Below are 19,106 nucleotides of genomic sequence, written 5' to 3'. Positions count from 1 at the left end.
TATCCGGGCTAACGCAGTTGCGCTGCGTTAATCCAAGTCGGCCGGGCGAGCGGTCGATTCCCGCACGATCAGCTCCGGCCGGTATACCTGGTCGGAGACCGTACCGCCTGAGCCGGCTCCGATCATCCCGAGCAGCAGCTCCGCCGCCTTCACGCCCATCTCCGGCTTGGGATGGGAAACCGTCGTCAGCTTGACCTCGGTGGCGGTCGCGAGGAACGAATCGTCGAAGCCGACCACCGACAAATCGGCCGGAACATTCAGGTTCAGTCGACGCGCGGCCTCCAGGAGCCGGACCGCCAATTCGTCGTTGTAGCAGACGAACGCCGTCGGCCGCCCGTCCGCTTCCTTCAGGAGCGCGAGCGCCCGTTCGAAAGGCATATCCGCTTTTTGCTCCGTGGTGTACTGAACGACATAACGCGAGGCCAGCTCGGCTCCCTGCTCGCGATGAGCCCGGATGAATCCGCGCAGCCGGTTCAGGCCCTGCAGGTCGTCCGTCTTGAAAAAACCGGCGATCCGGCGGTGTCCAAGCTTCAACAGGTGTTCCGCCGCAACATAGCCGGCTTGCTCGTCGTCCATTTTCAGCACCGGGCACTGCAATTCGCTGTAGCGTTCGTTGATCATCAGATAGGGAATGGCCCGATTGTCCAGCTCCAGGTAATAGGCGAGGTTAGGGTTGCCCGTCGCGCTCTTGGTCGGCTCGATGATCAGCCCCTTCAGCGGATGGCTCATCATCATCTCCAGGCATTCCCGCTCCTTCCCCTTGTCGTTGTCGGTGCTGGCCAGGAGCAGCCGATAGCCGTTCTCGCGCAGCGTTCCCTCCGCCCCCCGGACGATCTGGGGAAAGATGTAATCGGAGATATACGTGGTGACGATCCCGATCGTCTGCAAGTCGGCTTGAGCCGTGCGCGTCTCGGCGACAAAGGTGCCTTTTCCCTGCACCCGCCGCAGCAGGCCTTCCTGCACGAGCTCGCCGATCGCCTGCCGGACGGTCTGGCGGCTGAAGCCGAACCGGTCGGCCAGCTCGAATTCCGAGGGGAGCAGGTCTCCCGGCTTGCGCTGGCCGCTGCCGATCTCCGCCGCGAGCGCCTTTTTCAATTGCTGGTATTTGGGTTCCGCTTTTTTCATCGACTGTTCGCTGCCCTTCGCAATGTCTGTTTCTATTGTAGCAAATCGGCCGTTGTCCGTACAAGACAAGGTTGGGAGCCAGGAAAACAGACATCTCAGAGAAGGGGAAGGTTGATCGGGGGGAAGGGACGTGCACGCAAAAAAGCCAGCCTCCGAGCAGTCCGAAGACCGCCTTGAGGCTGGCGAATGGGTTCCAAGGGTTCCATGAAGGAGAAAAAAAGACTAAGTCGAGCTATGAGGCTAAGTTAATGAGCAGAGGTGCTCGCCTTCACCCGGTAATCGAGCCAAGCGGCTTCAATGGCCGCCTCCAGCTTGGCGGGACTGACCGCAATGCCCTTGCGCCGGAATTCCTCGGCCGCATAAGCGATCGCCTGCTTCATTTTTTCCGGACCGCCTTGTTCGATGAACAGCCGCTCGGCCAAGGCGCAGGCTTCCTTGGCGACCAGATGGAGAATTTGCTGCTCGGCGGCCGTCGTCCGCGCAGCCAGCCAGCCGTCGATCTTGCCGCGAATCGTGGCAATGACCGCCAAGAGGGCGGTCACCAGCAAGCCGGCAAGCGCCGTCACCAGCGTCTCCAGATAGGGCTCGATGTATTTCATACAGGGCCTCCTGGCAGTTTGACTTCGTTGTCCGGAGCTGTGGCTCTGGCGGCCTGCGCCCGGTACATAACCGTTAGCAGCCGCCAAAAATCCGCCGTCCCGGACGGCTCGTGAATAAAGGCGGAATAGTGGGCAAACGCGTCTTTGGCCCACTCGGGAACGGGAGTGGATTTTCCGATATTTTGCACGGCGAGCAGTTGGGCTTTCAGGCTCTGAACCTGTCCGTTCAATTCTGCGCAACGGGCTTCTACGGCTTTCAGTCGCTGCTCGTTGATGGCGTTGGAATTTTGAGCGGTTGGATTGTTGTCCATAGCGGGTTCCTCCCCTCTTAATGCTTGATAAAGCCGGGTCCAAGGAAATTTCGGTCCCGGACAAAACGGCTTGCGCACGGGGTCCACCTGAAAGTGCCCGATAACATGCCGCTCATCTAAAGGAAGCGCTTGACCGTACAGCCGCTTCACTTCCGCGGCGATGAACCGGTGCAGCCACACGCTGGCCGCGAATTGTGCTTCCGTCAGCTCGCCATCCGAACCTTCGTGTTCGATGCTCACGCTGTACTTGTTCGGGTTGACCGGTGCAAGTTGGCGAAAAATCGGTGCAGTGGCTTTTGCCATGACATCCACCGTTAGGCCGTTCGCCCAAGCCATGCGATCAAGGGTAACGTACTGGTGGATCTCGCCGGTCTTGCTCACGCCGAAGTGGGCGCTGCTCACCTCGTTGCCGGGCGACGTAAACCAAGCGTCCATGCTGGCCATGGTTCCCGCGCTGATGTGGTCCACAATGACAAACGGGACATGGCCGTCGCGGCTGCTGCTGTTGGTGTGGGCGTTGCCTTTTGGGATAATATTCATCAGTGGATCCCTCCCATCTTGAGCGCGGTCCAGATCACGGTGACGAGCATGCCGGCAACAGCCGTGATCGTCGCCCCGTAGAAGGTTCGCTTGAACCATTTTTGCTCTTCTTCGTTCTCTTCCAATTGGGCTAAGGCCTCCGCCGCTCTTCGGTTCGCCTCTTCGGCAATCTCCTTGGCCGCTTGCAGGGCGTCCAGCCGCAGGTGGGCCGCTTTGGACGATTGCAGCGACTCGTTCGACAATGCAAACGCGTCCGCCGCCACCCGGTCCAGGTTGGTGAGATTCTCGATCTTCGTCTCAATCTTGGTGATCCGCTGCAGAATTTCCATCAGCACCCCTTGATCCGTTTCGGGCATCCCTCCCTACCTCCTTGTTTTGAGATAAAAATAGCCCCCGGAATTGCTCCGAGGGTATGAATCCATGCAGTCCATTCTCACAATTTGGTCAGTACGATTTTGGCAGAGATGAATTCGCCGCCCAGATACCCGTAAAATCCGTAATCCGTAAACGTCGCGTTATACCCGCCGACCTGCTTCAGGTCGCCGCTCGCGAGCACTCCTTTGACCGCCAGAATCATCGTATTCTCCTTCGTCCAGGAGCTGTCCGGGTACACCATGTTAAAATCCGTCACATTGACGATGTCCGCCTCTTGCTCGACGATCTGCAATCCGCCTTGCGGCCCTACGGGACCCACCGGACCGGGATCGCCTTGGTCTCCCTTATCACCCTTCGGTCCTTGAGGTCCTTGGGGCCCGGGAGGTCCCTCGTCGCCGCCCACCCGCACCGGCAGCGGGAGCGAGCCGGGAATCACTTGCACGGGAATGTTACTCATCTCGTCACGTCCTTTTCAACCGTTATCGTCATGGTTTCCGTGCTCTCAATTAATCCGCCGGCCGAGGTCCGCTGAATGTCGGTCTGAAGCACGCCTGTCGGCCAGTTCGCGGTGTCGTCAAAAGACAGCCGGAACGTATGCGGTGCCGCTGCCGGTTCGATCTGGACATTCGCGACGAGACCGCCATACGTATCCCGAATCTGGGACCGCAGCTCGGAGAGGGCGGCCCCTTCCCACATCACGGCATAGTGAAACGTATCGCCGCGTTTCATGGTAAACGTCGTTGCCATTCTGGATTTCCCCCTTTCCATAAAAAAAACGCCTCGATAGGCGCTTATTCGGCCGGCTGTGCCGCCGGAAGCGGTTGGCCGTGTTCGTCGTAGCCCAAGCTGTTCAGGTGGGCTTTGACGGCAGGCTGCGACTTCACCGGAACCTGCGCGAAGGTGATGTCGCCGTAGAGGATAAGCGAGGCCATTACGATGATCATGTGATCACTTCCTTTTGTGGAGGGGTGAGAAAAGGCAAGAGATTAGATTGACTTTGCATCGTTTGCTAGGAGCATGCTGTAGATTTCGAATAGGGCGTTTTTGTTTTCCTTGTCCCGCTGTACCATTGTTGCTTCCGTTTCTACCAGCTTCTGCTTGAGCACTTCTATCTGTTGCTCTGCGGTAGGTCCTGGTTGTGGGAGGGGCTTCTCAACCGTCTCTTTTGAAAACTCGTCATACTCAAGAGTTCCTTCATTGAATCGGTAGGTTGCGACTTCAACTTGGGTTTCGCTTATTCGCGCTTCTTCAATGTATTCAAATGAGATGAGCGATACGTCTCTACCGTTGCTTTCGCGTTCGTCGACTTTGTACCACATACCGTTTTCGTCTTCACCAAGCGTTTCGGGGTTCAATTTAGCGTACAAGGATACTCACTCCCTTCATTATTAATTTGCGTACGCTACTCTAATTTCGGGGCTCATGCTGTTTACTTGCGTCTTGTACCCCTTTATCAAAAACGATGATTTAAAATATATAGTAGAGTCACCATACATTCTTGTTGTGCGTAAGGAGCTATCAACTGCTGCTATATATCCTGACGAATCCCATGCTTGGGGACCTATTGCTAGATTATCGGTACCAGAAGTAGATGCGTAATATAACCCTCCGTCAACCCAAACCTCTATGCCTAGTACTGATCCGGCAGTTACTGCTATAGTATTAACTACGCCAGGACCAGACAGCGAGACTAGAGTCGTCATAGTTCCTACAACAGTAGCTTGGACACTTACTTTCTTACTCGTATAAGCAGTTGCCGCTGGCATCCAGCTCACCCCATTCCAATATTCGAGCCGTTCGTTGTTAATGCGAAATCCCATTGTATACGCAGTATTATCAATCATGAGTGCGTTTGTATTGCTATCTAAGTACAACCTAGCATCGTAGTCTCTAACTGAATCTTTTTTGTGAAAATCAATGTATTGGCCAATTTCGAGCGTTCCACCGTTTGAGTTAACCAGGGGAATATATGCTTCGTTAGAGTACCCTGACAATGGCATGTAACCTCTAACTCTATCGGCATCAAGTCCGCTGTCAACACCGTCGGTTCCTTCGTGCCACATCTTTCTCCACGAACTCCAAGCGCTTACTGTTTCCGTTCTCGCTCTGAAGCACATAGGGTTGGGAGTTAACACGCAGGTTAGTCTTTGTACTATATAGCCGGACGCGGTGGCTGAGACGTCGAGAATTGCCCATTCGAATTCTGCCCCCGGGTGATTCGTATAGCTACTTGAAGTTCCCAGGTTATACGTTCCGGGAGTCACTACGGCATTGAGGTCCGTTCCGCTAGGAATTGTCCTCATCGCGAATACGCTATTCCCTGAAATCCCTTGAAGAGTACTTGCATTGACCCCAGCTGCATCGGTATCAACGGTCAATATCTTCGCCAGCACATCCGCCGCCGTGTAGCTGCTTGCAGGGAGCGCCGCGTCCGCCTTTGCCTTAGCTGCATCAATCTGCGTCTTCGCCGCTTCCAGCGTGATCGCCGGAGCTGTCCGCCAGCTCGTCTTCCCCGTGATCTGCTTGATCATATTCGCCAGCCAGCCGAACAGCGTCGTCGGCGTGCCCGCGTCGGCAGTCGGTGCGGTCGTGTCGGAGATGGTCCTGCTCCCAATCACGGAGTCCGTCGCCGATCCGGCAGTGCCAGCCCCTGCAGCAATTCCATCCAGTTTCACCTTGTCGGCCGCAATCATGAACCCGTCGGTGGTTGTGGTTACATCCGCATGAACGGCTCCGCCAGCACCGATGTGGGCCGTTAGATTGGCTTGAGCTGCGTTGCTCTTGGTCGTAGCATCGGAAGCTGCAGTTGCGATCGCCGCATCCACCGTATCCTTCCGCGCAATATCATCCGCAGCGGACGGAGCCGCGACCTTCGCCCGGCCGCTGGCATCGCGCTGCATGATCGTTCCCGCCGTCGCCGCCGACGTGCTGCCGTGAGCCGCGGTCGCATCCACATGCGCCTTCGTCGCTTCCAGCGTAATCGCCGGAGTCGTGCGCCAGCTCGTCTTGCCCGTGATTTGCTTGATCATATTCGCCAACCAGCCAAACAACGTCGTCGGCGCACCAGAGTCGGCGGTCGGTGCGACCGTGTCGGAAATCGTCCGGCTGCCGATCACCGTGTCGGTCGCGGCGCCGTCGGCCAATTGGGCAGCGGCAACTACCTTGTCGCCGATTTTCGCTTGCGTGACGCTCTTGGCGCCGAGCGCCGCCGTTCCTACAGCGCCGTCCGCGATTGCCGAGCTGCCAAGCTTCGGGCCGTTTCCGGCGGTGCCATCGTGCTTGTGGCCGTCTGTCGCCGTGCCGAATTTGGCGTCGATCAGATCGGCGTTGTCATCGATCAGAGTCTTCGTATTAAAGGTGGTGGTACTCGGAGAGGTCCGGTCCACCTTGTTCAGTCCCAGATTGGTTGTCTTCGGAGCAGCCAATCGATTCACCCCCATGCAAATTGGTCTAGCGTCGTGGCTTCCAGCCCGGTCAGGGTCAGCTTTTCCACCTCGGCAATAGTGAGGTAACGGAATTTGTACACCGCCGCGAGGTGGGCCGGCATCGTCGATTCGACAGCCGCCTTCAGGTCGTTCAGGTTAGGCGGAAAGCCCATCGTATCCACAAAGGTTACGGTCAACTGCTTCAGTTCCGGTTGAACGCTCACTTCAATCCGGCCGCGGTCGTAGGCTTCCGCAACCCGCTTAATCAGCGAAGCGGATACCTTCCCGATTCCCCGGCGCTTGGCGTTCACCACGCTTCGGCGCTGGTCGATCGGCTTGGCGATATCGGTCGGTATCCCGAGTTCTTCTTCCCAGATTGCAAGTCCCCAGTCTGCGGTTGTCACAAAAAACTGGTCCAGCAGCTCGTCCGAGGCCGCATACAGCCCATCCAACTCTTCGCCTTCCGCGGTGAAGAGCGCCTCGAATTCCCGGATGCTGCGATAAAAGTCAGGCAACAGCCCCTTTAGCTCCTCCGTCTTACCCACGGATTGTCACCGTCCCCGGCACCGCCACTTGCCCGACGCCAATCGGCACGTTGCCGGTCGTTCCCGCAACCTGCAGCGTGGAATAATCCTGAACGCCGTCAATGTCGAGCAGCAAAGCTCCTATCTTGGCATACTTGGGAGAAGGGTCCACGCCGAAAGCGATGTTCTGCAGGTATTCGGCAAACGCCCTCGCGGCGTCGGCTTGAACCTGCGCCAGCGTACGGCTGCCGTTCAGCACTACCGTCGCGTTCAGACTGACCACGACCGGTGCCGCCGAAGCCACCGTAACGACCGCTCCCAGCGGGGCCATGCCTTCCCCCATGCCCGGATTGGGGTCCAGGTATTTTTGCAGCTCTGCGACCAAGGCTGCGGAAGCCGGCTGATGCTGCGCGTCGAGGATGACTACCTTAACGGTGCCGGCTCCCGCCCACAGCGGCAGCACTTGAACGGCCCCCACGCCCGGATAGTCCAGCGCCCAAGCGCGGTATTGCGCCTTGTTGCCGCTGGTGGCCGGGTTGCGGTTGCGGTCCAGGTAGCGCTGGCGAAGCGACTCGTCCGATTCCTCCTCTTCCCCCGGAACGAGCAGCTCGCCCAGCTCGGCGCGAGCCAGTCCCGGCACATAATCGACGGGCAGGAGAGTTCCCGTCGCCAGATTGCCCTCGGTTCCGGCTGCCTCACACACCAACACATATTCCCCCGCCGTCAGCTTGGATTCCACGGCAAACAGCGTCGAGCCGACGGAGAACCACTGTCCCAGCGGCACATCGAACGCCAGTCCGGCGGAGTCAAAGAACCGTGCTTTCCACTTAGCCGGGCTCGCTTCCTTGCGATCCACGCCGTCGTCGGCGGCGCGTCGGGTCAGATAGTCTCCGCTGGAGGTGCTGGCCGAGAACAACCGCAGAATTCCGTCCAGCTGCGAGTAAGCTTGAGCCAGTTCGGCGGCGGCAGGCGCCAGAGCATCGAACAGAATGCTTCCTTGACGCTTGTCCACATCGGTCGGGACCTGGTCCATCATCCGGTTCAAGATCGCTTCATATGTTTCCGTTTCATACAAAACCGCTCACCTCCTTCTCCATGGCAAAGCTTCCTGTCGTCGTGACGACATCGAATTGCACCCGCGTCTCGTCCTGCCATCGCTCCATCTTCAGGTTGCGCACATCCGTGATTCGGTCGTCCGCAAGCAGCGCTTCGCGAATGAGCCGCTCGAGCTCGGAAGAGGCGATGACGCCCGGCAGTCCGATCACCGCACGCAGCTCGCAGCCATATTCGCCGTCGTAGATCAGGTAATCGAACCGCTCCGTCTGCAAAATCTTAAACGCCGCCTGCCGAACCGCGTCGACTCCGTCGACCATCCCGGCTATGCGGCCGTTCGCCAGATCGAGCCGGTAGGTCCGGCTCGTTTCCGCGCCCAGTTCCTGCTCCGCGGCGGAGGCCGGAACCGTCACTCCTTCCGGAATCATCCGCTCACCACCTTATCCAGCAGCAAAAACTTGCCGCCCCCCTGCATTTGCAGAAGAGCGACCCGGTCCCCGGCAGCCAGACCTTTTCGCAGCGGGTAAACCGTTCCGCCAATCGTCAGCTCGGCGGGAGTGAGCGACTCCGGAATAACGAGGAAATCCTCGTCCAGCGTCAAACGCTGACTGAGGGCTACCTCCAGCGGAGCCGTGCCGGTGACGGTGCCAAACAGCAGCTCTACCGGATTGGCGGCCGAAACCGCGTCCATTCCCGCCCGTTTGATCGTTTCCAAGAGACTCATCAGATCACCTTCAATTCCAGTTTCATCGTCGATATATCCTCTTCCAGCCGTTGATGTGTACATTCTTCAATCAAAAAGGGCTGGTTGAGATCCAGCCCTTCCACATAGATCCTTACGTAACAGCCCGCCCGGACGCGAAGATCGCCGATGGCCTCCAAGGACAGCGTCTTGCGCACCCGGTTATTCAGCTTAAGCAGGTTCATCGCCAATTCGTCGGCCTGGGCCGGCGTGTATTTGTCGTCGATGGATTTATACAGCTGCAACAGGCCCCATTTGGCAATCGTCGAGCTGTCCTTGGCCACATGCGGCTTGTTCTCCTTGTCCTTTTGCTCGCTGTTCCGCTGAACCTTGACGTAGTTATACGTCTCGTTGTCGATGGAGCGGGAATAATCATAGCCGGTCATGAGGCTTCCGTCGCCGACGTAGAAATCGAGCAGCAAATCCTCCGCATTTCGCAGGGTAAGCTGCCCGAAATCATCGTAAAAGGTATAGATCCGCTTCACCCCGATGAGGGTTTGATCCAGAGCCTTATAGATGACGTCGAGCATCTTCTTGTCCTTCTCGATGAGCTGCGGGATGACAAAGCCCGTATCGTCCAGCCGTCCGACCGCCAGCTTCTGTTCCTGGGCAATTTGACGGACAATCTGGGCAGCCGTCCGATTCTTGAATGTGAAGGAATCGTTTGCTTGAAGATAACGGATCTGGTCGTAGGCTGTTACCTTGACCTTCTCGTCCATTCCGCTATCGATCGTGAAGACGTAGCCGAAGAACACCCCTTTGCCGTCCTTTCGCACCGTCACCACGTTCCCCGGCTCCACCTGAAAGCGGCTGTCTTGAAACGGACTTCCCTGAATCAGCGAAAATTCAAACGAGGACGGCTTGCCGATCCGGCTTGTTTTCCAGCTAACCTCCGTGGCGATGGAGGCGATCTCCCATAGGTTGCCGTTGCGGTTGTCCAGTGTGATCTCGAGCATGGCTTCCTCCTAGTGCAGCCGGATTTCCCGGCCGACGGCGAGCCGCCGAGTCTCCGCGTCGCTGATATGGTTGAGCTTCTGCAGACCGGCCACCGTCAGCTTAAACCGCTGGGCCACGCTCCAGATCATCGCCGTCGCACCCCGCCACCTTGGCGTATTCCTCGAGCGACCGCGTCTTCCAGCGGAAGAAGGTGACGCGGGAGATCGCCAGGTCGTCGGCGACCTGCTCCACCGCTTTCCCTTCAATATAACGCAGCCGCAGCAGGTCGGCGTATTCCGGCTTGTATTCGCCGAGCGCCTCCAAGGCGTTGTCGACCTGCTCCTTCTCCTGCTCCAGATCCTGAATTTCGCTTAACCGTTCGAGAACCCCGTGGAAGCCCTCCGACTGGCCGGTGCGGGTTTCCAGCACCTTGAGGATTTTACGCTCCACCTCGCGGAGCCGCCGTTCATCCTCCTCATCGGCGGAGTACAGCCCTTGAACCTCGCGCAGCTGTGCTTTGACCCCCGCCGGATAGCGGGTCAGGTAGGCGTGGGCCGTCGTCTCCAGCTCCTGTTCGCGCTTGGACAGATAGAGATAGGAGGGCATTCCCCTCAATTGCCGGTGCAGCTCCTGCAGGTTATCGTCATGGCTGATCGTGCTCAAGCGGATGCCTCCGCCCACCGGAAGCTTCTCCAGGTATTTGATCCGCCCTATAATGCGCTTGTATCCCTTCAACTGCTCAATGACTTGCTCGTGCGCCATTCGTCGGTCTCCTCCTTGACGGTAATTACTTTATCTAGTAAAGTGGAAGAAATGATAATTAAATTATCAACACAGCCAGTTTCGCTCTCCATTTCGCCTGAAAATGGAAGAACTTGACTTCTACCCCAGTATAATTGATAATAATATTATCGTCAATAGCCGGAATAGATAACATTATTATCAATAATGAGAGGACAAAGGAGTTGCACCTATGAAAATCGGCAAAACCCTGTCCGAGCTGCGCGCCCGCAGGCGCCTCACGCAGGATGAGATGGCCGACCTGCTCGGCGTCAAGCGGGCCCGCTACAACGCTTGGGAGAACAACATCGCCCGGCCCGATCTCGATATGATCGGCAAGCTGGCGGAAGTCCATGGCGTCAGCGTGGATTTCCTGCTCGGCCGCAGCTCGGATTCCCAGCCCGCCGCCGCTGCCGCGGGCACGCTCGTCCCCCGCGAGGAGCGGGACATCGCCAAGGATCTGGAGAAGATGATGAACGATCTGGAGAGCAAGGAGGCGCTGTCGTTTCACGGGGAAGCCATGGACGAGCAAACGAAAGAGCTGCTTCGCATCTCGCTGGAGAATTCCATGCGACTCGCGAAGCAGCTCTCCAAGCAAAAGTTTACTCCCCACAAATACCGCGAGAAATGACCCGGAGGGGACCCAACCATGCCTACGATCAAGGAAGCGGTCGCGGAGCTCATCCGCCGATACGGCACCAACAACCCATTTTCGATCGCCGAAGCCCGCGGAATCCCGGTGATCTTCGAGCCGCTCGGGGCCACGCTGGGCTATTTTACGACCTTCAAGCGCATTTCGATCATCCATATCAACCAGGCGCTCGACGAGGATTGGCAGCGGTTCGTCTGCGCCCATGAACTCGGGCACAGCCTGATCCACCCCAAGCTGAATACGCCGTTTCTGCGCAGCAATACGCTTTACCCGATCGACCGGATCGAGCGCGAGGCCAATGTATTCGCCGTCAGCCTGCTGACGGGTTCGGACGATCCCGCTCCCGGCGAGACCACGGAGCTGCTGTTCAAGCGCTGCGGCATTCCGCTGGACATGCTCCGCTATTACCGCTGAGCCGGCCGACTGCCTCTGCAAAAGCGACCGGCCCCGTGCGCCTCTACCGCGCGCCGGGGCCGGACTGATAATCGGTCAATCTCGCTGGTAGTTGGAGGACTTGCGCACGATCAGCTCCGATTCCAGAACGCGGACGGTCACCCCGTCCTCCTCGGAAGGATGCTCCATCCGCCGGATCAGCAGCCCGGTCAGCTCGGCTCCGAGCCGGTATTTCGGCTGGCTGACCGTGCTCATCGCGGGCTCGATGTACTCCGTGATCCGGTTGTTGTCCACGCCGACCACGGCGATATCCTCGGGAATCCGCAGGCCGGCTTCACGGCAGGCTTTGTAGACGCCCAGGCCGATTTCGTCGTTGGCCGCGTAGACGGCCGTGAACGGAAGCCCCTTGGCGATCAGCCGCTTCATCGCGGCATACCCGCCCGCTTCATTGAAGCGGCCGTTCTCGGCGAGAAGCGGATCGAACGCAAGCCCCCGCTCCGCCAGTGACCGGATGAATCCTTCCATCCGGTCCTGGCTGTCGGTATTGCCCTCGGTTCCGCTTATGTATGCGATCCGCCGATGCCCCATCTCGGCCAGGTGCCGCACCACCTCGGCGGAAAACTCCACGTTGTTGGTGATGCAGCTCGGAATCAGCGGGTTGCGACTCTGCCGGCAAACGAGGCCGATCCGATGGCCCTTCGCCGCGAGCTCGTCCAGCACCTCGTCGGGAAGCGCGCAGGAGACCAGGATCATCGCATCCACCGTGCGATTGAGGAGCAGGTCCAGGTATTCCAGCTCCTTCGCCGGCGAATTGTCCGCATCGCAGACGATGACCCGGTACTGTTCGGCGAAGGCGGCATTCTGAATCCCCTTGATGATCTCGGAGAAGAAGGAGATGTTGATGTCCTGCACCACGACGCCGATCGCGCGCGTTCGCTGGGAACGCAGGTGCTTCGCTGCCGCGTTGGGGTAATAATTCAGTTGTTCGATGGCCTGCAAGACTTTGGTTCGGGTCTTTTCCGCCACCAGCCCGCTGTTGTTGAGCACGCGGGATACCGTTGCGGTGGACACTCCGCTCAGGCGGGCGACATCTACGATTTTTTTATCCAACCGGCATCCATCCTACTGATGTATTTAACCGATCATACCTTCGAGGGAAAAAGCGCGTCAAGCGCCGGACAGGGAAGCCGATTCAAGTAATCGTCCAGGGCTTGGGGGCGGTTCCGGTAAATCTCCGACAGCTCCGTCCCGGCATAGATATTGCCGATTACGACGGGATGGCAGAGCTCGCAGATCAGGATATCGCCGTTGCCATGCAGGTGGAGCTGGGTCTTGCCGTCGATGCAATTGGAATAGTACACGCCCTCCTGCCGGGGCAGACCGAGCTCGTCGACGAACCGGTCCATGCAGGTAAAATACAGGGCCATGTCCTCCCGTTTCGCCTTCACCAGCTCCTCGACGGCAGCCTTCAGCTGATCCCGGGCGGCGATGCCCGACCAGCCGGTGTGATCCATCCGGATGCTGTTCTGGATTTCATGAATGCGAACGCCCAGCCCGTAAGCGGATTCGTGTATAGCCGCAAGCCGTCCCGCCGTTTCCTCGAACAGCAGTGTCTCGACGACGGTGTTGAACGATTTCTCGGCACACCGCCGCAGGTTGTTCTGGATTTTGGCATAGACCTCGACCGGCTGTTTGTAATACCGGGAGAACGCCTCCGCCTCCGTAAAGTTATATGAGACGTGAAGATCGGTGAGGCCGGCCTTCTCCAGCCGATCGATCCGGGACTCGGACAGCAGGCTGGCGTTGGAATTCAGCTGGGTCGAAATCCCGCGGGAGGCGCAATAGGCGACCACCTCTTCGCAGTCCCGGAATTTCAGGGTCACCTCGCCTCCGGATAGGCGGACCCGCTTCAGCTCCGGCAGGCCTTCGAGGATGCGGATGATTTCGCGGCTGTCGAGCGCCTGGCCGTCGTCGCGGTTGTAAGCGCAGCAGTAATCGCATTTGAAGTTGCAGTTGGAGGTGACGCCGATCTCCAAGCCTTCCAGCCGGAAGTCCTCTAGCGCGGCCAGCTCCAACGATTTGTAGGTCATAACGATAGTCCTCCCGAATCTCTCATGATGAACCGTCTCATTATACCGTAATTGTCCGCTCTGACTTGTGTTATTTTATCGAACAACGAACAACCATTGAAAAATGAGGAGGAATCTCCATGTCAACCGAAAATGAACAGCAATCCGAGCTAACACTCGAAGAGCCTCCGCGCTGCTCCTGGGTCCGCACAGAGCTGGACAAAATGTACCACGATCAGATCTGGGGGAAACCGGAGCACGACGACGGCCGCTTGTTCGAGATGCTGATCCTGGAGGGCATGCAGGCCGGGCTAAGCTGGGCAACCATCCTGCGCAAACGGGACGCCATGGCCGAAGCGTTCGACGGCTTCGATCCCCAAATGATCGCCCGCTATGGCGAGGAGAAACGGCAGGAGCTGCTGGCCAACCCCGGCATCATCCGCAACCGGGCGAAGATCGCGGCGCTTTCCGTCAATGCGGCCGCCTTCCTGAGGGTTCAGGAGGAATTCGGCAGCTTCGACCGCTACCTGTGGGGCTGGGTCGGCCATCGGCCGATTGTCAACGCTTGGACCGAACCGGGCCAAGTGCCGGCCAAGACTCCGCTGTCGGACGCGCTGAGCAAGGATCTCCTGAAGCGGGGCTTTAAGTTCGTCGGCAGCACCATCTGCTATGCCTACATGCAAGCCGTCGGCCTGGTCAACGATCATCTGGTCGGCTGCCACCACTATCGGGCATAAGCTCGTCCAGCTCGTCCAGCTCTTCCTCGGATAGCACGGCGATCCCTTCCCGCCTAAGCAGCGCTGCGGTCACGCCCACGCCGGGAATCTTTCGCCCGGTATACGTGCCGTCATAGATCCGCGCGCTGCCGCAAGAAGGGCTGGACTGCTTGAGCACGGCCGCCGAGGCTCCCGTTTCCCGGGCGATGCGCAGCGTCTCGTAAGCGCCGCGGACGAACTTGTCCGTGACATCCGCTCCCGTGGTGTCCACCACCCGGGCCCGTCCGGCAAGGACGTCCTCGCCGGTGCCGCCGACGATCTCCGCCGGCTCGCGCGGAGTCGGACAGCCGCCCAGGACCTCCGGGCAGACGGTCACGGCCCGGCCTTCGAGGACCCAGCGCTCGATCCGCTCCTCCCGGCTGTCCAGGCCGTTATACCTCACCTTCAGCCCGGCCAGGCACGCGCTGACCAGAATCCGGCTAGGCTCAGCCCTCATAGCAACCCCACCGCAGCGGCATACAACACGAATTCCTCCTGGCCGTCAACCTGCAACAGCCGGTCGGCCGTCTCTTGATCGAACGCGGCGATGGCGCAGGTGCCGCAGCCGACCGCACCGCTCGACAAGTACAGATTCTGCATCACATGGCCGACGTCCATCAGCATCACCCGATGCGAGCGGACCGAATACCGCCATTCGCTCCGATAAGGCACGGCGGTATAGAAGAAGGTGACCGCCCCTTTGGCCGCCCACTGCTGATCGCACAAGCTGATCGAGACCAGCTCCTCCAGATCGTAAGGGGTGTGGATCAGCTCCAGCGCATGCTCGAGCGGGAGGTAATGATAGATTCCCGGCTCCACCCCTTCTACGTGAAAGATCGCCAGATAGGTCTCGAACGGATGTCGGGCGCCGGCCGACGGGACCGGGCGTATCGCCGCATAGCCGTTGCCGCGGATGCCGGTGACGCCCTGCGTGCTCCAGAGCAGGAACGAAAGCGCCGCGAGCGAGAGATCGCCGGGCTTGTACACCCGGACGCTCTTGCGGCCTTCCAGCAGCGACAGATAATTCGATTCCTTCAGAACCGAAGCGAACTCCTTTGGGAGCGGAAGCGTCTTCTCGCCGACCGCCGGTTTCGTAAGCGGCGGCTGGGGCAGCTTCTTCTGCTGATCCGACTCGATTCCGTCATCGGCGAAATCGCTTTTCATAAACTTGCGGTTGCTCTCCGTCCAGCTTTTGATAATGTCCTCGTGACTCATAAATTTTTCCCCCTGCCCTAATGTCATCACTCCGCGGATTTCCTGTATCTGTCCATTATACCTCAGCTTTTGCAAATGCGAGGGGAATTTTCCCGTTATCGCTAACCAAAATGCATACGGATCGTCGGCTTATGAAAGGCGGCAATCTGCCGTTTCATGAAGAAAAATTCATTGACAAAGCCAATCGATCTGGCTATCATTCAATCGTAAGTGATATTGATAATCATTATCAATAATGATTCTAATCTAGCTTTTCGAAGGAGAGTCCGTCATTCATGAAGAAATTCTTTGCCCTGCCCCTCGCCCTGATCCTGCTGTTCGTCATGAGCGCTTGCGGAAGCTCCGGCTCCAAGTCAGGTGCCAGTCCAAGCTCCAGCTCCGCCCCGGGCGCCACGGCGGCTTCCCCTTCCGGCTCCTCCGCTCCCGCCGAGTCCGGCACCTTCACCTATCAATCCGAGAACGGTCCGGTCGAAGTGCCTGCGAATCCGCAGCGGGTGGTCGTGGTCTCTTCTTTTGCCGGGAATGTGATGGCGCTTCATGTCCCCCTGGTCGGTGTCGATAGCTGGTCGAAGATGAACCCGAAGTACCAGGACCAGCTGAAGGACGTTGCCGAGGTCTCCGAGGACAACCTGGAGAAGATCATCGAGCTGGAGCCGGACCTGATTATCGGCCTCTCCACCGTCAAGAACCTGGACAAGCTGAAGGAAATCGCCCCTACGGTCACCTTTACCTACGCCAAGGTGGATTATCTCACCCAGCATCTCGAGATCGGCAAGCTGCTGAACAAAGAGAAGGAAGCTAAGGCTTGGGTGGATGATTTCAAAGCGCGCGCCAAAGCGGCCGGGGATGAAATCCGGGCGAAGATCGGCGAGAACGCGACGGTATCCGTCATCGAGAACTTCGACAAGCAGATCTACGTGTTCGGCGACCACTGGGGACGCGGCACCGAGATTCTCTATCAGGAAATGAAGCTCGGCATGCCAGAAAAGGTAAAGGCGACGACGACAAAGGACGGCTACTATGCGCTGTCGGTCGAGGTTCTGCCGGAATACGCCGGGGATTACCTCATCATCAGCAAGAACCCGGATACGGATAACTCGTACATGACGACGGAAACGTTCAAGACTATCCCCGCCGTCAAGAACAACCACGTCTTTGAAGCCAACGCCAAGGAATTCTATTTCAACGACCCGATCACGCTCGACTTCCAGCTGGAGTTCTTCAAGCAGCATTTTCTCGGCAAGTAAACCCGGCTTCCGAGCCGAACCGCCACTATATAGATTGAACTTATTCGTTACGCCTGCGCAGATGGAATGTCATTCCAATCGCTGTTGATCCCAGATTTCCTGAATGAACGTTTCTAGGGGAAATCCGGGATCAAAGGCGAACGCTTCGCTTCTCCACGACCTTCCTCTTCTCCGGCTTTCTTGTGTTCAATCTATATAGCAGGTCAGAACCCCCTCCCCAGGCCGGGAGGACACTGAAAACGAAGCGATTGTTTTTCAGTGACCCCCCAGACCGGCGAGGGGGCTTCTCTTCTTATACGAGATGCCGTTACGATGCAAACGAAAAGGATGTTGATGCACCATGCACGGGCAGCCGCGCAGAATCCCCTATGGTTTTATTCTCGCCATCAGCTTTTTGGCGCTCGCCGCCATGTTTTTGGTCTCGCTTCTCTATGGGGCGGCGGACAGCCGCTTTCACGACGTCTGGCTCGCGCTGACGACGAAGCCTACCGGGAAAACCAGCCTGCTGATCCGCGAGTTCCGTTTGCCGCGTGAGCTTGCCGCCTTGGCGGTCGGCTCCGCCCTCGCCGTCGCCGGCGCGGTCATGCAGGGCATAACCCGCAATCCGCTGGCCGATCCGGGACTGCTCGGCCTGACGGCCGGGGCCAACGCGATGCTCGCCGTGGTGCTGGCGTTCTATCCGGGAGCCGGCACGCTCGGCATCGTACTGGCCTGCTTCGCCGGTGCGGCCGTCGGAACCCTGCTCGTGTTCGGCATCAGCGCCGCGAACCGGCGCGGCCTGTCGCCTCTGCGCATCGTCCTCGCCGGAGCGGCCGTCTCGGCACTGCTGAACGCCGCAGCCGAAGGCATCGGGCTCTCCTTTAAAATCTCCCAGGAGATCTCCATGTGGAATGCTGGAGGCGTGATCGGCACCACTTGGAACCAGCTTGCACTGATCGCTCCATTTATCGCGGCGGGCCTGATCACCGCCATGGCTTTATCCCGCCAGATCACCATTCTCAGCCTGAGCGAAGAGGTAGCTTCCGGCCTAGGGCAGAATACCGCCCGCGTCAAAGTGATCCTGTTCGCGGTCATCATCGTCCTGGCCGGGGCTTCCGTCGCCCTCGTCGGCAACCTCGCCTTCATCGGGCTGATGGTGCCGCATATCGTTCGGGCCATCACCGGTCCCGATTATCGCCGGGTGCTTCCGCTTTCGGCCACGGTCGGCGGCCTATTCATGCTCCTTGCCGACACGATCGGGCGAACGATCAACGCGCCGTACGAGACTTCGGTGACCGCCATCGTCGCCATGCTTGGGTTGCCCTTCTTCCTCTGGATCGTCAATAAGAAAGGAGGCGGAGCGGCATGATCCAACCCAAGCTTATTCGCCGGCAGCGGTTGATTCTGCTTGGCCTGTTCCTGCTCATTCTCGTCACCCTGTGGGTCGCTGCAGGCTGGGGGTATTCGACCTTGTCCTACGACCGGCTGCTTCCGGTGCTGTTCGGCCATGGCTCGAAGAAGGAGAATTTCATCCTCTTCTCCATCCGGCTGCCCCGAATCTTCATCACCCTGTTAGCCGGGATGGGCCTTGCCCTGTCGGGGGCCATCCTTCAGCGGCTGACGCGCAACGATCTGGCCGATCCCGGCATCATCGGCATCAATTCCGGAGCGGGCCTCGGGGTCGCCCTGTTCTTCCTCTATCTTCCGATCGGAACCGGCAGCTTCATCTATCTGCTCCCCCTTGCGGCCTTCGCCGGCGCACTTATCACCGGCCTGCTGCTCTATCTCTTCTCCTACCGCAAGGGCGAAGGGATGCAGCCGATCCGTCTCGTACTGGTCGGAGTCGGCTTCTCCCTGGCCTTGTCGGGCATGATGATCGTGCTGATTTCATCGTCCGAACGGGAAAAGGTCGACTTCATCACCAAGTGGCTGGCGGGCAACATCTGGGGCAGCGACGCCGTCTTCATCTGGTCGCTTCTGCCTTGGCTCGCTCTTCTCGTTCCGTTCGCGCTCCGTAAAGCCAACACGCTGAATCTGCTGGAGCTCGGCGATTCCGTCAGCGTCGGAGTCGGGCTGCGGCTCCACCGTGAGCGGCTGCGGCTCTTGATCGCCGCCGTCGCGCTCGCCGCCTCCTCCGTATCGGTCACCGGCGCGATCAGCTTCATCGGCCTGATGGCGCCCCACATAGCGCGGGCCATGGTCGGCCCGCGCAATCAGCTCTCCCTGCCGGTGGCGATTCTCACCGGCGGCTGGCTGCTGCTGGCCGCCGACACCGTCGGCCGCAACCTGGCCGACCCGAACGGCATCCCGGCCGGAATCGTCGCCGCCTTCATCGGGGCTCCCTATTTCTTGTACCTCTTAATGAAGCAGAAGGGCTAGCGGTCGT

At 58.8% G+C, this 19,106-nt stretch carries 26 protein-coding genes; 6 read left to right on the top strand and 20 right to left on the bottom strand.

Annotated features, from left to right (window positions below; genetic code table 11):
- Positions 1 to 27: 27 nt before the first annotated feature.
- The 16 genes from ACSEXS_RS04550 to ACSEXS_RS04475 form a co-directional block, all read right to left on the bottom strand.
- Positions 28 to 1,125, bottom strand: coding sequence for a GntR family transcriptional regulator (locus tag ACSEXS_RS04550; protein WP_438431989.1), 1,098 nt, complete (start codon positions 1,123 to 1,125; stop codon positions 28 to 30).
- Between the two features lie 245 nt (positions 1,126 to 1,370).
- Positions 1,371 to 1,724 (bottom strand): phage holin, encoded by a 354-nt coding sequence (locus tag ACSEXS_RS04545; protein WP_438431988.1) that lies wholly within the window; start codon positions 1,722 to 1,724, stop codon positions 1,371 to 1,373.
- Complete coding sequence (locus tag ACSEXS_RS04540; protein WP_438431987.1) at positions 1,721 to 2,575, bottom strand: N-acetylmuramoyl-L-alanine amidase; 855 nt, start codon at positions 2,573 to 2,575, stop codon at positions 1,721 to 1,723. Before ACSEXS_RS04540 ends, ACSEXS_RS04545 begins: the two co-directional genes overlap by 4 nt.
- Positions 2,575 to 2,931, bottom strand: coding sequence for a hypothetical protein (locus ACSEXS_RS04535; RefSeq protein WP_438431986.1), 357 nt, complete (start codon positions 2,929 to 2,931; stop codon positions 2,575 to 2,577). The genes ACSEXS_RS04540 and ACSEXS_RS04535 overlap by 1 nt, the downstream gene beginning before the upstream one ends.
- Positions 2,932 to 3,008: 77 nt before the next feature.
- Entirely contained in the window at positions 3,009 to 3,407 is a 399-nt protein-coding gene (locus tag ACSEXS_RS04530) for a hypothetical protein (RefSeq protein WP_438431985.1), read from the bottom strand.
- Positions 3,404 to 3,697: a hypothetical protein gene (locus tag ACSEXS_RS04525; protein WP_438431984.1), complete on the bottom strand. Its 294-nt coding sequence runs from the start codon at positions 3,695 to 3,697 to the stop codon at positions 3,404 to 3,406. The genes ACSEXS_RS04530 and ACSEXS_RS04525 overlap by 4 nt, the downstream gene beginning before the upstream one ends.
- Positions 3,698 to 3,741: 44 nt before the next feature.
- On the bottom strand, positions 3,742 to 3,894 hold the full coding sequence (locus ACSEXS_RS04520) for a CD1375 family protein (protein ID WP_438431983.1): 153 nt from the start codon (positions 3,892 to 3,894) through the stop codon (positions 3,742 to 3,744).
- A 42-nt stretch (positions 3,895 to 3,936) separates the two neighbouring features.
- Positions 3,937 to 4,317, bottom strand: a complete 381-nt coding sequence (locus tag ACSEXS_RS04515) for a hypothetical protein (protein ID WP_438431982.1) — start codon at positions 4,315 to 4,317, stop codon at positions 3,937 to 3,939.
- 21 nt (positions 4,318 to 4,338) lie between these two features.
- The gene (locus ACSEXS_RS04510) at positions 4,339 to 6,375 is read right to left on the bottom strand and encodes a pyocin knob domain-containing protein (RefSeq protein WP_438431981.1); all 2,037 of its coding nucleotides are present in this window, start codon (positions 6,373 to 6,375) and stop codon (positions 4,339 to 4,341) included.
- A gap of 5 nt (positions 6,376 to 6,380) precedes the next feature.
- A complete protein-coding gene (locus ACSEXS_RS04505; RefSeq protein ID WP_438431980.1) occupies positions 6,381 to 6,890 on the bottom strand; it encodes a putative phage tail protein in 510 nt (169 codons plus the stop codon).
- A 22-nt stretch (positions 6,891 to 6,912) separates the two neighbouring features.
- Positions 6,913 to 7,974, bottom strand: a complete 1,062-nt coding sequence (locus tag ACSEXS_RS04500; RefSeq protein ID WP_438431979.1) for a baseplate J/gp47 family protein — start codon at positions 7,972 to 7,974, stop codon at positions 6,913 to 6,915.
- Positions 7,967 to 8,380, bottom strand: coding sequence for a DUF2634 domain-containing protein (locus ACSEXS_RS04495; protein WP_438431978.1), 414 nt, complete (start codon positions 8,378 to 8,380; stop codon positions 7,967 to 7,969). Before ACSEXS_RS04495 ends, ACSEXS_RS04500 begins: the two co-directional genes overlap by 8 nt.
- A complete protein-coding gene (locus tag ACSEXS_RS04490) occupies positions 8,377 to 8,676 on the bottom strand; it encodes a DUF2577 domain-containing protein (protein WP_438431977.1) in 300 nt (99 codons plus the stop codon). The genes ACSEXS_RS04495 and ACSEXS_RS04490 overlap by 4 nt, the downstream gene beginning before the upstream one ends.
- Positions 8,676 to 9,650, bottom strand: coding sequence for an XkdQ/YqbQ family protein (locus ACSEXS_RS04485; protein ID WP_438431976.1), 975 nt, complete (start codon positions 9,648 to 9,650; stop codon positions 8,676 to 8,678). Before ACSEXS_RS04485 ends, ACSEXS_RS04490 begins: the two co-directional genes overlap by 1 nt.
- Before the next feature lie 9 nt (positions 9,651 to 9,659).
- Positions 9,660 to 9,779 (bottom strand): LysM peptidoglycan-binding domain-containing protein, encoded by a 120-nt coding sequence (locus tag ACSEXS_RS04480; protein ID WP_438431975.1) that lies wholly within the window; start codon positions 9,777 to 9,779, stop codon positions 9,660 to 9,662.
- A complete protein-coding gene (locus ACSEXS_RS04475) occupies positions 9,751 to 10,392 on the bottom strand; it encodes a DUF1492 domain-containing protein (protein ID WP_438431974.1) in 642 nt (213 codons plus the stop codon). Before ACSEXS_RS04475 ends, ACSEXS_RS04480 begins: the two co-directional genes overlap by 29 nt.
- Before the next feature lie 211 nt (positions 10,393 to 10,603).
- Between ACSEXS_RS04475 and ACSEXS_RS04470 the strand changes: the two genes are divergently transcribed.
- Both ACSEXS_RS04470 and ACSEXS_RS04465 read left to right on the top strand, forming a co-directional pair.
- Complete coding sequence (locus tag ACSEXS_RS04470) at positions 10,604 to 11,041, top strand: helix-turn-helix domain-containing protein (RefSeq protein WP_438431973.1); 438 nt, start codon at positions 10,604 to 10,606, stop codon at positions 11,039 to 11,041.
- A gap of 18 nt (positions 11,042 to 11,059) precedes the next feature.
- On the top strand, positions 11,060 to 11,476 hold the full coding sequence (locus ACSEXS_RS04465) for an ImmA/IrrE family metallo-endopeptidase (RefSeq protein ID WP_438431972.1): 417 nt from the start codon (positions 11,060 to 11,062) through the stop codon (positions 11,474 to 11,476).
- A 75-nt stretch (positions 11,477 to 11,551) separates the two neighbouring features.
- Here the strand turns inward: ACSEXS_RS04465 and ACSEXS_RS04460 are convergent, their stop codons facing one another.
- Together ACSEXS_RS04460 and ACSEXS_RS04455 are read right to left on the bottom strand one after the other, a co-directional pair.
- On the bottom strand, positions 11,552 to 12,565 hold the full coding sequence (locus ACSEXS_RS04460) for a LacI family DNA-binding transcriptional regulator (protein ID WP_438431971.1): 1,014 nt from the start codon (positions 12,563 to 12,565) through the stop codon (positions 11,552 to 11,554).
- Between the two features lie 32 nt (positions 12,566 to 12,597).
- Positions 12,598 to 13,545 (bottom strand): radical SAM protein, encoded by a 948-nt coding sequence (locus ACSEXS_RS04455; RefSeq protein WP_438431970.1) that lies wholly within the window; start codon positions 13,543 to 13,545, stop codon positions 12,598 to 12,600.
- 119 nt (positions 13,546 to 13,664) lie between these two features.
- On the opposite strand from ACSEXS_RS04455, the gene ACSEXS_RS04450 reads away from it, so the two are divergent.
- On the top strand, positions 13,665 to 14,261 hold the full coding sequence (locus tag ACSEXS_RS04450) for a DNA-3-methyladenine glycosylase I (protein ID WP_438431969.1): 597 nt from the start codon (positions 13,665 to 13,667) through the stop codon (positions 14,259 to 14,261).
- On the opposite strand, the gene ACSEXS_RS04445 is transcribed toward ACSEXS_RS04450, so the two are convergent.
- Together ACSEXS_RS04445 and ACSEXS_RS04440 are read right to left on the bottom strand one after the other, a co-directional pair.
- Positions 14,221 to 14,736 carry a 2-thiouracil desulfurase family protein gene (locus tag ACSEXS_RS04445; RefSeq protein WP_438431968.1) on the bottom strand — a complete coding sequence of 172 codons (516 nt, stop codon included), beginning with the start codon at positions 14,734 to 14,736 and terminating at the stop codon, positions 14,221 to 14,223. The two genes, ACSEXS_RS04450 and ACSEXS_RS04445, sit on opposite strands and share 41 nt — an antisense overlap.
- Positions 14,733 to 15,494: a SagB/ThcOx family dehydrogenase gene (locus ACSEXS_RS04440; protein ID WP_438431967.1), complete on the bottom strand. Its 762-nt coding sequence runs from the start codon at positions 15,492 to 15,494 to the stop codon at positions 14,733 to 14,735. The genes ACSEXS_RS04445 and ACSEXS_RS04440 overlap by 4 nt, the downstream gene beginning before the upstream one ends.
- A gap of 275 nt (positions 15,495 to 15,769) precedes the next feature.
- Here ACSEXS_RS04440 and ACSEXS_RS04435 point away from each other — a divergent pair, with 275 nt between their 5' ends.
- The 3 genes from ACSEXS_RS04435 (at position 15,770) to ACSEXS_RS04425 (ending at position 19,099) form a co-directional block, all read left to right on the top strand.
- The gene (locus ACSEXS_RS04435; RefSeq protein ID WP_438431966.1) at positions 15,770 to 16,741 is read left to right on the top strand and encodes an iron-hydroxamate ABC transporter substrate-binding protein; all 972 of its coding nucleotides are present in this window, start codon (positions 15,770 to 15,772) and stop codon (positions 16,739 to 16,741) included.
- 340 nt (positions 16,742 to 17,081) lie between these two features.
- Positions 17,082 to 18,089 (top strand): FecCD family ABC transporter permease, encoded by a 1,008-nt coding sequence (locus ACSEXS_RS04430; RefSeq protein WP_438431965.1) that lies wholly within the window; start codon positions 17,082 to 17,084, stop codon positions 18,087 to 18,089.
- Positions 18,086 to 19,099 (top strand): FecCD family ABC transporter permease, encoded by a 1,014-nt coding sequence (locus tag ACSEXS_RS04425; RefSeq protein ID WP_438431964.1) that lies wholly within the window; start codon positions 18,086 to 18,088, stop codon positions 19,097 to 19,099. The genes ACSEXS_RS04430 and ACSEXS_RS04425 overlap by 4 nt, the downstream gene beginning before the upstream one ends.
- Positions 19,100 to 19,106: the final 7 nt, after the last annotated feature.

The sequence above is a fragment of the Gorillibacterium terrae genome (genome assembly GCF_051594785.1).
GTDB lineage: Bacteria > Bacillota > Bacilli > Paenibacillales > NBRC-103111 > Gorillibacterium.
Note: the sequence above shows the minus strand (reverse complement) of the source record. Positions and strands in the feature narration are given on the sequence as shown.

What these genes read in the sequence shown, in the direction of transcription:
- ACSEXS_RS04550 (WP_438431989.1), bottom strand. Translation starts at nt 1,125, where the DNA reads ATGAAAAAAGCGGAACCCAAATACCAGCAATTGAAAAAGGCGCTCGCG.
- ACSEXS_RS04545 (WP_438431988.1), bottom strand. Translation starts at nt 1,724, where the DNA reads ATGAAATACATCGAGCCCTATCTGGAGACGCTGGTGACGGCGCTTGCC.
- ACSEXS_RS04540 (WP_438431987.1), bottom strand. Translation starts at nt 2,575, where the DNA reads ATGAATATTATCCCAAAAGGCAACGCCCACACCAACAGCAGCAGCCGC.
- ACSEXS_RS04535 (WP_438431986.1), bottom strand. Translation starts at nt 2,931, where the DNA reads ATGCCCGAAACGGATCAAGGGGTGCTGATGGAAATTCTGCAGCGGATC.
- ACSEXS_RS04530 (WP_438431985.1), bottom strand. Translation starts at nt 3,407, where the DNA reads ATGAGTAACATTCCCGTGCAAGTGATTCCCGGCTCGCTCCCGCTGCCG.
- ACSEXS_RS04525 (WP_438431984.1), bottom strand. Translation starts at nt 3,697, where the DNA reads ATGGCAACGACGTTTACCATGAAACGCGGCGATACGTTTCACTATGCC.
- ACSEXS_RS04520 (WP_438431983.1), bottom strand. Translation starts at nt 3,894, where the DNA reads ATGATCATCGTAATGGCCTCGCTTATCCTCTACGGCGACATCACCTTC.
- ACSEXS_RS04495 (WP_438431978.1), bottom strand. Translation starts at nt 8,380, where the DNA reads ATGATTCCGGAAGGAGTGACGGTTCCGGCCTCCGCCGCGGAGCAGGAA.
- ACSEXS_RS04490 (WP_438431977.1), bottom strand. Translation starts at nt 8,676, where the DNA reads ATGAGTCTCTTGGAAACGATCAAACGGGCGGGAATGGACGCGGTTTCG.
- ACSEXS_RS04485 (WP_438431976.1), bottom strand. Translation starts at nt 9,650, where the DNA reads ATGCTCGAGATCACACTGGACAACCGCAACGGCAACCTATGGGAGATC.
- ACSEXS_RS04480 (WP_438431975.1), bottom strand. Translation starts at nt 9,779, where the DNA reads ATGATCTGGAGCGTGGCCCAGCGGTTTAAGCTGACGGTGGCCGGTCTG.
- ACSEXS_RS04475 (WP_438431974.1), bottom strand. Translation starts at nt 10,392, where the DNA reads ATGGCGCACGAGCAAGTCATTGAGCAGTTGAAGGGATACAAGCGCATT.
- ACSEXS_RS04470 (WP_438431973.1), top strand. Translation starts at nt 10,604, where the DNA reads ATGAAAATCGGCAAAACCCTGTCCGAGCTGCGCGCCCGCAGGCGCCTC.
- ACSEXS_RS04465 (WP_438431972.1), top strand. Translation starts at nt 11,060, where the DNA reads ATGCCTACGATCAAGGAAGCGGTCGCGGAGCTCATCCGCCGATACGGC.
- ACSEXS_RS04455 (WP_438431970.1), bottom strand. Translation starts at nt 13,545, where the DNA reads ATGACCTACAAATCGTTGGAGCTGGCCGCGCTAGAGGACTTCCGGCTG.
- ACSEXS_RS04450 (WP_438431969.1), top strand. Translation starts at nt 13,665, where the DNA reads ATGTCAACCGAAAATGAACAGCAATCCGAGCTAACACTCGAAGAGCCT.
- ACSEXS_RS04445 (WP_438431968.1), bottom strand. Translation starts at nt 14,736, where the DNA reads ATGAGGGCTGAGCCTAGCCGGATTCTGGTCAGCGCGTGCCTGGCCGGG.
- ACSEXS_RS04440 (WP_438431967.1), bottom strand. Translation starts at nt 15,494, where the DNA reads ATGAGTCACGAGGACATTATCAAAAGCTGGACGGAGAGCAACCGCAAG.
- ACSEXS_RS04435 (WP_438431966.1), top strand. Translation starts at nt 15,770, where the DNA reads ATGAAGAAATTCTTTGCCCTGCCCCTCGCCCTGATCCTGCTGTTCGTC.
- ACSEXS_RS04430 (WP_438431965.1), top strand. Translation starts at nt 17,082, where the DNA reads ATGCACGGGCAGCCGCGCAGAATCCCCTATGGTTTTATTCTCGCCATC.
- ACSEXS_RS04425 (WP_438431964.1), top strand. Translation starts at nt 18,086, where the DNA reads ATGATCCAACCCAAGCTTATTCGCCGGCAGCGGTTGATTCTGCTTGGC.